We start from the raw sequence: 12,504 nt of genomic DNA on the forward strand, positions 1-12,504 counted from the left end.
CCTCTTCAAAGAGAAGGCCCCTAAAGAATCAACCTTTCCACTCAACGCAAGACTTACTCTTACTCATATGCGATTCCCCTGCCCTCCGGAGGGAGAGGAAGGGAGCCCAGCGTGAGGAGCGGTGGCTAGAATAAGTTCGCGCCCTTCCTCTACCCCGTCGATCGGGGGAGGGGTGGCTCGGCGAAGCCGAGACGGAGTGGGGGTCGAACTGGCTCGGACGTCGGACGCCGCGCCATCCGACTCAGCCTGGCAAATTTTTGTTCGAACTCTGCGTCGCGCCGCTCAATTGAATTGGCTCAGTCGCGCGTGAAAGCGCCGCGGAAGGCGACGGCGGCGAGGACCAGGCTGGCAATGGCGTTCCAGCCGGCCAGCGACAGGCCAAGGATGCGAAGTGCGGCCTTGTCGCAGGAGGGCGGCACGAATTTGTCGAGCGCGTCGAGCACGCCCTTGCCGCCGGTGTCGACCGGTCCGGCACCCGCGGTGCAATCGGTCGGGCCGGCCCACCACTGCCATTCGACGCCGGAGTGATAGACGCCGAGATAGAGGCCATAGAGCATCAGCAGGCCGCCGACAGCCAGCAGGCCACGCGTCAGCCAAGCCGGTGCGTGCAGCATCGATGCAATCGCCGCCAGCACCATCAGCGGCACGCCGATGTAGTAGGGTGTGCGCTGCTCAAGGCAGAGATGGCAGGGGATGTACCCGCCGAGATACTGGAAGCCGAGCGCCGAGCCGACGGTGGCGGCCATGGCGACGGCGAGGAACAGAGCCGTGCGCGTCCGCTGGCGCCCGGCGTCGGCATTCATGGTCGCTGTCATTTCAATCGGCTCCGTCCGGCTCGCAATGGCTGTCTTCAGAGGGCGTATTTGACTGTTATATAGAGCAAAATCAGGGCGGCGGCCGCGGCGCCGGCAATCAGGCCGAGGCGCTTTTCGATGAAGTCGCGGATCGGCTCGCCATAGCGGCGCAAAAGCCAGGCGAGCAGCAGGAAGCGACCACCGCGCGCCACAATCGCCAGCCCGATGAACAGCAACAAGGGCGTGCCGATGACGCCGGACAGAATCGTCACCACCTTGATCGGCGGCAGATGGGCAGCGCCCGAAGTGATCAGCATCAGGATGACGAAGCCGGTGCCCGCGCCCGCGCGCAGCGTCTCGAACTCGTCGTATTTGCCGTAGAATTCGAGGATCGGCCGCGCCACCGCGTCATAGGCATAGTGGCCGATAAACCAGCCGGCGATGCCGCCCAGCACCGAGGCGACGGTGGCGATCAGCGCATAGCGGTAGGCGCGATCCGGCCGCGACAGCGCCATCGGCAGATAGAGCACGTCGGCCGGCACTAGGAACACCGAGCTTTCGACGAAGGCGATGAAGGCCAGCCACCATTCGGCGGATTTGCGGGCCGCCAGCGACAAGGTCCAGTCGTAAAGTCCGCGAAGCATCGCCACTCCTAACGCATGTCGCCCAAAATTGCGCAGCGATATTATCCGACAGCCGCGCTTTGATGCGCCGCTTGTCTAGAAAGATTTGCCGCACTGCACAATGGCAGCGCCGTCACGAAATCGAAAGACGCAGTTTGGTCGCATCCGGCATGCCGGAGAATTCGTGCCGGAGAATTGGCCAGCCGGAGAATTGGCCAGTTGACGAACAGGCCCCCAACCGTATAGTCCCGCGCCATCCAGGCCGCCCGGCCTGAGCCCCTATGGCGGAATTGGTAGACGCGCTCGACTCAAAATCGAGTTCCGCAAGGAGTGCTGGTTCGATCCCGGCTAGGGGCACCATTGCCTTTTCGAACAACCGGCGTTGCAATCCGAAAAATTTGACCTTCAGCGATCAAGACGCTTTGCGCGCTCCGGCGGGATCGCCGTCGTTGGCCGCGCTAAGCTCACCGGTCGCCAGCAGGTCCAATTCGTCGAATGCCCGTTCGAGATCGGCACTCACATCCGCGGCCGGTCCGCTGTGCCGGTCCTGGCGCGTCAGCGTTTCCAGCCTGTGTTGAAGGTCGCGGTTCTCATCGCGGCAACGGGCATGGACGAGCTCGTCGGTCATACCGCGCAAGCGCAGGTCCGCGAGTTGAACCCTCACCGCGGCATAGTCCTTGCGCGCCGCATCGCGCTCCTCGCGTAACTTCGCGATCTCGGCTTGCGAAGCGCGGCGCCAATGCTCGGCTTCCCCGGCACCGTCCCCGACATGGCTCGTCGGTGCGCGCACCACGGCGTGATCGACGAGCAGAGTCGTGGTCCGGCGCTGGAGCGAGCGCAATTCTCTCTCGAGCCCCGCGGCCCGCTCTTGCGCGGCGGCGGCGCAATCGTTGAGAACGCCGCGCTCATGCTCGGCCGTGGACAGCCGCGCTTGCAGGTCTTGCTGCACCGTCATCTGCCGCGACAGTTTGCCGGTCAGTTGCTCGTTGAGAAGCTGGTAATCCGCGACCTTGGCGTGAAGCAGCATGGCCGCCTGTTCCAGGCCGGCAAGCCGCGATGCAACGTCCTCACGCGCCCGCTCGGCGGCTTGCCTGGCCATGATCTCATCGGCAAGCTGCTCCGAGATCCGCGCCAGATTGCGTCCCAGGCGCTCGACCTCGACATTCGCCTTGAGGAACCGCGCTTCGCGCTGGTTGGCGTGCCTGTCGGCCTCCGCAATGGCCTGACGGCTCCTGTCGAGTTCGACCTTCAGGTCGGCGATGGTCGCGCTCGCGATCGACAGCTCGTGCGATTTCCGCTCAAGTTCTTTCGATGCGCGATCATGCAGGTGTTCGAGCCTGGCCGTCGCCCCTTGCAATTCCCATGTCTCGGTATCGAGCGCGTCGGCATGGCGCGTCCGCGCATCGAGCCTGACCAGATAGTCCTGCAGGGAGGACCATGCTTGACGCGACAATTCCAGCCCTTCCGCCACGCCTTTCAAATGGGCGGCCAAATCGTCACCGGAATGCAGAATCGACTGATGGCGGGACAAGGGGGAGGAAAGGTTCCTGCCCTGGCCCGTCTGAATTGAAGCGGGGGAAGCAGCCAGCGGGTCCGACTGGGCCAATCTGTCGGGCTTCTCTTCGAAGAAAGGCGAAGCCGTGCCGGCTTGAATGCTTCGGATCAGCTCTTCCAGCGCGTCATCGTCGCATCTTCGGACAACGGCACTGGCCTCTGCACTGATGTGCCGGGCGCCGTTGGCCTCATGATTCAGCGACATTTTTCTCTCATCGCTACCGAATCACTGAAGTATCCCGGATCAACAACAAGATTGCGAGTAGATTTTGCCGGCTGTCACAGAAAAAGTGCTGTCGAAAAAATCTCGTTTTTTTATGAACAGACGTCAATATTAGCATCGACTGTTGGGAATCGAAGTAAGTTCTCGGCCACGTCTATCAATTATCCGGGGCTGCAGCGAAATATGCCGTTCTCTCGGGACCGCGCCTGGCCACCTTACCGCCGTCCCAGCAAGCTCTTCATGCGGTTGCGCAGCAGGCGGGCCATGTTGCGGGTTTCGCGGTAGAGGTGCAGTTGCGAGGCGGCCTGGCGGGTGAGGCGGTCGGCGTCCGGCGTCAGGCCGATCACCAGCGTGCCCATCGGCTTGCGCTCGGCCCACAGCCGGCTCATCACCGGATGGTCGGGCACGGAGCAGGAATCGGTCATCATGATGTTGGGATCGTCGAGATGCTGCCTGGTCACCTCGATCGTCAGCAGCGTGCCCGGCGAATAGGAAGCAAGCGTCTCGTCATAGGCCGTCTTCCAGGTGTAGGCGACGCCGGTCTCGACGAAGACGATCAGGCAGGCGATGGTGCGGCCGTCGAGCGTCAGCGAATGGATGCGGCACATGTCCTGCTCGGCCAGCCGGTGCACGGCCTCGCGGGCGAAGGCGGCGCGGTAGCGGTCGATCGCCATGGCGGTGCGTTCGCGGCCCTTCCAACCGGCCGCCTCCAGCGTCAGGAAGCTTTCGATGGCGTGGCGGATGTCTTCGGGTCCGCGCGCCACGACATGCTCCAGCCTGCCGAGGTCGCCAAGCCGCCGCTTCAGGCGGCGGAACTCGCGATAATGGTGCGGGCGCAGCGAAGCCTTGAGATAATCGTCGCCGTCGGCTTCGCTCTCCAGCGCCGGGCGCTGCGTCTGGCCGGTGGTGACCAGCATCAGGCCGCGCGTCTCGGCCACGGTGGCAATCAGGCTCGCCGCCGGGCCGTCGAGCCGGATGTCGGGCAGGACGAACACTTTCGGCAGCTTGAGGTGCGGGCGCGACAGCATCGAGAAGAAATCCTCGACGACGCCGACCGGATCGTCGCGGTCGACCAGCGGCGTGCCGAGCGGACCGAACGGGCTCGACCATGTGCGCATCACCGGCACGCCGAGCGGCATGGCCGGCCGCTCCACCGAGAACGGCACCAGGAGCCGCAGCCGGTTGCGGTATTCGTCGCCGTCGCGGATGACCGCCAGCCGCACCTCGCGATCCTCCAGCCGCGGCATGGCCGGCGCCAGGAAGCGCGGGTTGAAGAAGACGTTGGGCTCGACCGTGCGGGCGCAGAGATAATCCAGCTCCTCGACCAGGTCGAAGCCGGCCGATGCCGGGTAGATGGCGAGCTTGCGCTCGGGCCGATTGTTGGCGAGGATTTCGATATGGGCAGGGTCGGGGTCGCGGGCCAGTCCGGCAAGGCCGGACACCATGGCGCCGGCGGTGCCGCCGCTGGTTTCCTCAAGCAACGGGATGGCGGCCATCACGCGGCTCCTTTCGCAGGCACGAAGATGAGCATGACGATGCCGAGCTTGCGCCACACCGTGAAGGACAGCGCGCTGGCTTCGAAGATCATGGCAAAGGCGGTGGCCATGGCCGCGCCCCACAGGCCGAACATCGGGATCAGCACGACGTTGAGGCCGATGTTGAAGGCCAGCGTCATGGCATAGACGGCGGCGCAGATGTTCTGGTTGCCGCTCATCGTCAGCAGGCTTTCGCAAGGGCCAACGGCGGCGCGGGCGACGACGCCGAAGACGAGCAGGAATAGCAGGGGATAGCCGCTGCTGAATTCAGGGCCGAACAGCACCAGCATCGGCTCGCCGAGCGCCAGCACCAGCAGCGCCATCAACAGCGATGGCCAGAACGTCCACGACACCGTCTCGCGGGCAAAGGCGGCGAGCCTTTGCGGGTCGCCATGGGTGAACTGCGCATAGCGCTGGGCAACGCCGGCCTTGACGGCGAAATAGACGAAATGCACCAGCGCCAGCGTCTTCACCGTGGCGAAATAGACGGCGACGTCGTTGGGATCCATATAGGCGCCGACCATCAGCACGTCGGCATTGGTGAGCAGGAAGAAGAAGCTTTCGACCAGGAAGATCGGCAGCGAGACGACGAACCATTGCGCGAAATGCACCTTCGTCGGCCCGGCCGGGATCTGCCTTTCCATGCGCTGGGTGACGCCGATGAGCTGACCGAGCGTGGTGGCGTAGGTGGCGGCGATCGAGGCGAAGATCGCCGTCCTGGCGTCGGGCGAATAGCCCGCTAAAAGCATCAGCGCCATGAACAGCAGGATCAGGATGGGTCGCACGAGATAGGTCGGCGACAGGGCAAACAGCGCCCAGCTGTTGGCGCGTGCCAGTCCCGACAGAAGGTCCGACATGGCGATCATCGGCAGGCAGATGACGCCGAGGATGAACGGGATCACATAGTAGTTTTCGATCCAGGGTGCCGCCAGCCAGACGCCGAGCGCGCCGAGCCCGGCGATGAGCGTGGAGGCGATCAGCACGAACAGGCGGCTGGCCAGCACGATGCCGCGCAGTTCGTCCATCAGGCCGCGCTCGCGGTATTCGGGAATGAAGCGGATCACCGAGGTGTGGAAGCCGAGGCAGGCGAGGTTGCCGACGATCACCATCGTCACCCAGACGAGGACGAAGATGCCGTATTCGAACGAGCCCATCCAGCGCGCCATCAGCACCTGGCTGATGAAGGCGATGACGGCGCTGACGATGCGGATGGAGAAGGCGATGACCGACATGCGGCCGGCCTCGCCGCGCTCGTCGGCGGTGAACAGCACGGCATCGATGCGGCCAAGCAGCGGCCTCATGCGCAGCGCCCAACGCTGCGGCAAGAACCGCCCGGCAGTCGTGGCCGCGGAAAAGCGCACCCCGATTTCTCTCCGTTTTCCGCTTCTTTTTCAGGGCTGGGTGTAGCGGAGACACATTAAGAAACGGTTGGGTGGGGAGCTTCCTTCTCCCCGTCACTATACGGGGAGAAGGTGCCGGCAGGCGGATGAGGGCGGCGCAGGGTCGTCACGCATTCCAAGGACGAATATGTCCGCTACGAAGGCGAAAAGACCGTCCACACGAACACCGTCGAAGGCTTCTATTCGATCTTCAAGCGCGGCATGAAGGGGGTTTATCAGCATTTGCGGCGAGCATCATTTGCACCGCTATCTGGCAGAGTTCGACTTCCGCTACAGCAACCGCATTGCAATTGGCGTTGATGACGGCCCCCGCGCTTTCATCGCCTGAAGGGCGCTGCTGGTAAGCGCCTCACCTATCATAGACCTACTTGACGAAAAGCGGACGCACTTCCGAAATGCGGTGCAGCTAGAGTTGCCGCTCAGGCCGAAGCGCGGGCGGCAATAATCAATTATTAGCTTGGCTCGACAGCGGGCGGCCTTTTTTCCAGAGTGATTCGAGTTGGGACACATCACCCGAATCGAAGGCCGATTCCAGTTCGTGAAGCCATTTGTCATCCGGCTCAAACACGAACTCTTTTGGGAAACCCACATCCCCGAAATTGTCCGCATCGTCCTTGGAATCAAATTGTGGATTTCGGATATAGATGAGCTTCTTTGTCTCCGCCACTGCGATGCGGTCAAGAGGCTTCATACCATAAGCCATTGCAATGCATCGTTTTTTCATTTCAATCTCCTTCGCTTGAATTTTAAACCGGGCAGCTATCAGCCACCAGCGAAAGGACGGAAAATTGCCAAACTAAAATATGCAAAACGCATATGTTCCGCGTGGAACACAACCCATCTTGAACTTTGGAACACGGTCGGATAGTTATAGTCATACGATTGTGGGCAGAAAGGCTTGCACAATGGACGACCGAACGGAACACGAACAGAGCGGCGGACAGAATAGCGCGGGCCGGACACCGCCCTATGTCTCGTTCAAGTCCTTCCTAACCCTCTTGGAGGACTTTAAGAAAACCGGTACGCCGCCGCGAATTGACAGGTCGGTGCTAAGCCGTTTTTCCGGTGGTCTTGGCTCGCAGCTGCTTGTCGCTCTCAGGTCATTGGGATTGATGACAGAAGACGGGACACCGACCGGTCTGCTTGAAGAACTGGTGGCTTCATACGACACGCCGAATTTTCATTTGGGTTTGAAGCGGATTTTGACCCACGCTTACCCATTCCTCCACAGCGTGGATTTGAAAACCGCCACTCCTTCAATGTTCGCTGAGGCGTTTAAGAACGGGACGAACGCCAAAGAAGATGTGCTGAGGAAATGCCGAACCTTTTTCCTCCACGCCGCGAAGGCGGCTAGCATCGAAATTGGACCTAGGTTGGAAAAAGGAACCTACACGCGAACATCTTCTGGAAACGGACGGAAGAAGCGGAAGGCGTCAAAGACGGAGGAAACGGTCGACAATTCGGGCTCGACTGGCAGCCTTCAGGCTCAGGTCGAACACGGCAAGGCACTAGAATATCAGCTTATCGATCTAATGACCGAACCAGATATTGACGACAACGTGAAGCAGTCAATTTGGGCGTTGGTCCAATATCTGACTGCGAGGAAAATGAAAAAAGCGACGGCATCCAAGGACACCGCCGCTTCCTGATTTCGAGTGTGTCGCGCTTTGCTGGCCAGCGGACCGCGACACAGCACCCAAGAGAGAGAAAGGAGGATGCGTCATGTGGTTCATGACCCGGAGAATACCGGTAGCCGCCTAACGGCGGTTCACCCTGCCCCCTTCCACAAGGGGTAAGAACGAGGGCGACGGTGTGTCCATAGCACCGGCGCTCTCGCGCGTTACATAGCAATTTTACTCGATTCCGTCTAGGGTTACGACCATGCCCGACAAGAAGCCGCAGATTGAGAAATTCCGCGAAGCGGCGCGAGAACTGAAAACCGATCAGTCCGACGCCGCTTTCGAGGCGGACGTGCAGAAGATCGCCCACGCGCCGAAGCTCACCAATGAGCAGATAAAGAACCTGGTGCGGCGGAAGCGTGAGGCAGACTAGGTATTGGCGTCTACGCCGCAAAAAGCCCCCGGCGAATTAGGGATAGGCGCATTTGGTCAACTTCCATCTCGCCTAAGCGGCCTATGAGTAAGCCCGTCTCCTGCACGTACTCAGGCGGGACGAAGTACTCTTCGCACCAAATCAGATTTTTCCGATTGCCGGTATCCAAGGCGAAGCGTGTCGGCTTGTGCAAACCGCAACGCTTAACGGCCTCCCAATCACGTATAACAAGATCAATCTGGCACTGATCTTCGGTATACTCGCCAGTTCCATAGGAAACGTCCACGGCACCGTAGAGCGTTCCTGTTTCGGGGTTCTCGTAGGTAGCAGTTGAGCGAACCAAAGTTGGTCGCGCGATCGGTCCCGGCTTCCCGCGTGAATAGGGAAACTTGCACCAAACGATATCGCCCGGTTCCGGCAGTGTATCTATGTCGAGAAATGTCCACCCCATAGGGTGGACGTATCACAGTCCGCGCTTTTCAGAAACTACTCTGCTGCGACGAAGCAAAGCTTCCATTTCTTTGTCGGACTCATTTAGCTGCTCATCGGTCAGAGAGCTGTAATCGGCATGGTATTTGCCAACCATATGACGAGAGGGCTGATCTTCGCGCACAATGGAGCCGCGCGGTGATTCGGCCTTGGCGGACCAGGTAAACGCTCCAACAATGCGCTCCATTAAGGCGGCCATCTAGTTCTCCCCATAGGACTTTTTACGTATAGGCTCTGGTGGTTAACGTGCCATTACGCGGCGTCTAACCTAACCCTGCGACTGTCCCTTGGTTCCATTATTGGCATGAAAGATGGGGTTGCGCTAGGCAAAGATAGGTCAATAGCCCTGACTTAGCAAGTGCAGCATAGGATGCGGTGCCGGGCTTGTAAGCGATTATAGCTCCGCTGTTCCCTAGGGCTGGGTAGCGCCCCGCCGCTTAGTTACCCTCAAAGGTAACCGACCTCTCAGGCCCTGTAGCCATCTCCTCCGGCTGGCTAGCGCCTAGCGCTTCGGTGGGCCTTGGTAGAGGTACCGGATTGGGAAAGCTATGATAACGCACGAAATTACAATCAATAGAAACCAATAGAGGTACGGGTCTTGGATCCGATCAAGGTCAAGCCAGCCGCCGCCGTGCCTTGGGATAGTGGCTTTCCCGGTCCATAGCCAGAAGCCAACGAACCCGCCCCCAACAAGCACCTGTGCGATCAAGAGACCCTTGAGGACCGCGTCCGCAGTTTTACTTCTTTCGGCCATGGATGCCCCATGTAAGCGGCTCAAGCGTACCCACGGAGCATGGCTTGTCAAATATCCGCAGGCGAGGTCGGCCAATCTAGTCAGCGCCGCCCCTCATCCGCCCTTCGGGCACCTTCTCCCCGTGAACGGGGAGAAGGGAAAAAAGCGCTCCCTTACGCGAACGCCCCATGGCAATGCTTGTACTTCTTCCCCGAGCCGCAGGGGCAGGCTTCGTTGCGCCCGACTTTGCCCCAGGTAGCCTGGTTGTTGGGGTCGCGGTCTTCGGGGGCGACGATGGCGGTTGTCTCCGGGCGGACCAGAAGGGCGGTCTCGCCGCCTTCGAAATCGTTCTCGCCGGTGGTGCCGTCGATATGGGTGCCGAACATGTCGGGGGCTTCGGGCGGCGGCGCTTCGGCGGCCTGGCGGACCAGTTCGACGCGCATCAGCTGCGCGGTGACGGCCTGGCGCAGATTGCCCAGCATCGCCTGGAACAGCTCGAACGCCTCGCTCTTGTACTCCTGCAGCGGATCGCGCTGGGCGTAGCCGCGGAAGCCGACGACCGAACGCAGATGGTCGAGATTGACGATGTGCTCGCGCCACAGATGGTCGAGCGTCTGCAGCACCACCGAACGTTCGACATAGTTCATCACCTCGGGGCCGAAGCGCTCGGCGCGCTCCCTGGCGGCGGCGTCGGCGGCCTGCGCGATGCGCTCGCGGATGTCGTCCTCGGCGATGCCCTCTTCCTTGACCCACTCTTCGATCGGCAGGTCGAGGTTGAGGAATTCGGCGGCCTCGGCCTTCAGGCCGGCGACATCCCACTGTTCGGCATAGGCGTTTTCGGGAATGGCCTTGGCGACGATCTCGTCGATGACGCCCTCGCGCATCTCGGCGATGGTTTCGGAGAGACCTTCGCCGTCCATCAGCTCGATGCGCTGCTCGAACACCACCTTGCGCTGGTCGTTGGAGACGTCGTCATATTTCAGCAGATTCTTGCGGATGTCGAAGTTGCGCGCCTCGACCTTCTTCTGCGCCTTTTCCAGCGCCTTGTTGATCCACGGATGGATGATCGCCTCGTCTTCCTTGAGGCCGAGCTTCTGCAGCATGCCGTCCATGCGCTCGGAGCCGAAGATGCGCATCAGGTCGTCCTGCAGCGACAGGAAGAATTTCGAGCGGCCGGGGTCGCCCTGGCGACCGGAGCGGCCGCGCAGCTGGTTGTCGATGCGGCGCGATTCGTGGCGCTCGGTGGCGAGCACGTAGAGACCGCCGGCGGCCAGCGCCTTTTCCTTCAGGCGCTCGACGTCGGCCTGGATTTCCTTTTCGCGTGCTTCGCGCTCCGGACCGGCCGGCATGTCGCCGAGTTCCTCTTCGATGCGCATCTCGGCGTTGCCGCCAAGCTTGATGTCGGTGCCGCGGCCGGCCATGTTGGTGGCAATGGTGATGGCGCCCGGCTTGCCGGCCTGCGCGACGATCGCGGCCTCGCGCTCGTGATGGCGGGCGTTGAGCACCTCGAAACCGGTGAAGCCTTCCTTGCGCAGGCGCTCGGCCAGCTGCTCGGACTTTTCAATGGAAGTGGTGCCGACCAGCGTCGGCTGGCCCTTGGCGCTGGCCTCGCGGATCTCCCGGACGATCGCCTTGTATTTCTCCTCGACCGTCCGGTAGACCTCGTCGTCCTCGTCGATGCGGATGACCGGCAAATTGGTCGGGATCTCGGTGACGTCGAGATTGTAGATGTTGCCGAATTCCTCGGCCTCGGTCAGCGCCGTGCCGGTCATGCCGGAGAGCTTCTTGTAGAGGCGGAAGTAGTTCTGGAAGGTGACGGAGGCGAGCGTCTGGTTCTCCGGCTGGATCGCCACATGCTCCTTGGCTTCGAGCGCCTGGTGCAGGCCCTCCGAATAGCGGCGGCCCGGCATCATGCGGCCGGTGAACTCGTCGATGATGACGATCTCGCCGTTGCGGACGATATAATCCTTGTCCTTCTGGAACAGCCGGTGCGCCTTCAGCGCGTTGTTGACGTGGTGGACGATGGCGACGTTCTCGACGTCGTAGAGCGACTCGCCCTTGAGCAGGTCGGCGTCGCGCAAAAGGTTCTCGAGCTTCTCGGTGCCTTCCTCGGTGAAGATCGAGGTCTTCTGCTTCTCGTCGATCTCATAATCCTGCGGCTGCAGCTGGATGATGAAGGTGTCGATGGTGTTGTACATTTCCGAACGGTCCTCGAGCGGCCCGGAAATGATCAGCGGCGTGCGCGCCTCGTCGACCAGGATGGAATCGACCTCGTCGACGATCGCGTAATTGTGACCGCGCTGCACCATCTGGGCGCGCTCGTACTTCATGTTGTCGCGCAGGTAGTCGAAGCCGAGCTCGTTGTTGGTGGCGTAGGTGACGTCGGACGCGTAGGCGATGCGGCGTTCCTCGTCGGACAGGCCGTGCACGATGACGCCGACCGAGAGGCCGAGGAATTTGTAGACGCGGCCCATCCATTCGGAGTCGCGGGTGGCGAGATAATCGTTGACGGTGACGACATGGACGCCGTTGCCGGCGAGCGCATTGAGGTAGACCGGCAGCGTCGCCACCAGGGTCTTGCCCTCGCCGGTGCGCATCTCGGCAATGCCGCCATTGTGCAGCACCATGCCGCCGATCAGCTGGACATCGAAGGGTCGCATGCCGAGCACGCGGCGCGCCGCCTCGCGCGCAGTGGCGAAGGCTGGCACCAAAAGATCATCGAGCGTGGCGCCGTTGGCGATGTCCTGGCGGAATTTCGCGGTGCGGCCGACCAGTTCCTCGTCGGAGAGCGCCCGCATCTCGTTTTCCATGGCGTTGATCGCCTCGACACGGGGCCGGGTCGATTTGACCCGACGGTCGTTGGAGGAACCGAAAACCTTACGGGCGAGACCGCCGAGACTGACCATCCAATGGTCCTTTCGATAGAATTCTCAAACATGAGATGAGCGCCGGCCGGCCCCATCAACTCCACGTGAACGTGGACAAACGCAAAAAGCGCCCGGAAAACGGTTCTGGACGCAAAGTCGTTGGACAGATAAGAGGGGGCTCAACTGATGTCAACGCCGCGCTGGGCCTGCCGGGCGCGCCAAATTCCGCCACAA

Annotated in this window: 10 protein-coding genes, 1 tRNA gene and 1 pseudogene; 4 read left to right on the forward strand and 8 right to left on the reverse strand. The window is 61.5% G+C overall.

Annotated elements, in window-relative coordinates; all coding sequences use genetic code 11:
- Positions 1 to 296: 296 nt before the first annotated feature.
- Positions 297 to 815, reverse strand: coding sequence for a disulfide bond formation protein B (locus tag NKI20_RS21205; protein WP_352604395.1), 519 nt, complete (start codon positions 813 to 815; stop codon positions 297 to 299).
- A gap of 35 nt (positions 816 to 850) precedes the next feature.
- On the reverse strand, positions 851 to 1,438 hold the full coding sequence (locus tag NKI20_RS21210) for a YqaA family protein (protein WP_352833894.1): 588 nt from the start codon (positions 1,436 to 1,438) through the stop codon (positions 851 to 853).
- A 254-nt stretch (positions 1,439 to 1,692) separates the two neighbouring features.
- Here NKI20_RS21210 and NKI20_RS21215 point away from each other — a divergent pair.
- Positions 1,693 to 1,777, forward strand: a tRNA-Leu gene (locus tag NKI20_RS21215).
- Positions 1,778 to 1,829: 52 nt separating this feature from the next.
- Here the strand turns inward: NKI20_RS21215 and NKI20_RS21220 are convergent.
- From NKI20_RS21220 to NKI20_RS21230, 3 genes are all read right to left on the reverse strand, one after another.
- Positions 1,830 to 3,176: a coiled-coil domain-containing protein gene (locus tag NKI20_RS21220; protein ID WP_352833897.1), complete on the reverse strand. Its 1,347-nt coding sequence runs from the start codon at positions 3,174 to 3,176 to the stop codon at positions 1,830 to 1,832.
- Between the two features lie 233 nt (positions 3,177 to 3,409).
- Positions 3,410 to 4,690: a GNAT family N-acetyltransferase gene (locus tag NKI20_RS21225; RefSeq protein ID WP_352833900.1), complete on the reverse strand. Its 1,281-nt coding sequence runs from the start codon at positions 4,688 to 4,690 to the stop codon at positions 3,410 to 3,412.
- Positions 4,690 to 6,090: a lipopolysaccharide biosynthesis protein gene (locus tag NKI20_RS21230; protein ID WP_352833903.1), complete on the reverse strand. Its 1,401-nt coding sequence runs from the start codon at positions 6,088 to 6,090 to the stop codon at positions 4,690 to 4,692. The genes NKI20_RS21225 and NKI20_RS21230 overlap by 1 nt, the downstream gene beginning before the upstream one ends.
- A gap of 144 nt (positions 6,091 to 6,234) precedes the next feature.
- Between NKI20_RS21230 and NKI20_RS21235 the strand changes: the two are divergent.
- Positions 6,235 to 6,501 (forward strand): annotated as a pseudogene (locus NKI20_RS21235) (transposase); the annotation flags it as partial.
- Positions 6,502 to 6,574: 73 nt separating this feature from the next.
- On the opposite strand, the gene NKI20_RS21240 reads toward NKI20_RS21235, so the two are convergent.
- Positions 6,575 to 6,853: a hypothetical protein gene (locus NKI20_RS21240; RefSeq protein ID WP_352833906.1), complete on the reverse strand. Its 279-nt coding sequence runs from the start codon at positions 6,851 to 6,853 to the stop codon at positions 6,575 to 6,577.
- Between the two features lie 181 nt (positions 6,854 to 7,034).
- Here NKI20_RS21240 and NKI20_RS21245 point away from each other — a divergent pair, with 181 nt between their 5' ends.
- Complete coding sequence (locus NKI20_RS21245; RefSeq protein ID WP_352833909.1) at positions 7,035 to 7,778, forward strand: DUF5343 domain-containing protein; 744 nt, start codon at positions 7,035 to 7,037, stop codon at positions 7,776 to 7,778.
- Positions 7,779 to 8,010: 232 nt separating this feature from the next.
- Positions 8,011 to 8,181: a hypothetical protein gene (locus NKI20_RS21250; protein WP_352833912.1), complete on the forward strand. Its 171-nt coding sequence runs from the start codon at positions 8,011 to 8,013 to the stop codon at positions 8,179 to 8,181.
- A gap of 463 nt (positions 8,182 to 8,644) precedes the next feature.
- Here NKI20_RS21250 and NKI20_RS21255 read toward each other — a convergent pair whose 3' ends face one another.
- A complete protein-coding gene (locus NKI20_RS21255) occupies positions 8,645 to 8,869 on the reverse strand; it encodes a hypothetical protein (RefSeq protein ID WP_292679711.1) in 225 nt (74 codons plus the stop codon).
- Between the two features lie 707 nt (positions 8,870 to 9,576).
- The gene (gene secA, locus NKI20_RS21260) at positions 9,577 to 12,309 is read right to left on the reverse strand and encodes a preprotein translocase subunit SecA (protein ID WP_352833915.1); all 2,733 of its coding nucleotides are present in this window, start codon (positions 12,307 to 12,309) and stop codon (positions 9,577 to 9,579) included.
- Between the last annotated feature and the right edge of the window lie 195 nt (positions 12,310 to 12,504).

It is taken from the genome of Mesorhizobium sp. M0830, from assembly GCF_040319965.1.
Classification (GTDB): Bacteria; Pseudomonadota; Alphaproteobacteria; order Rhizobiales; family Rhizobiaceae; genus Mesorhizobium.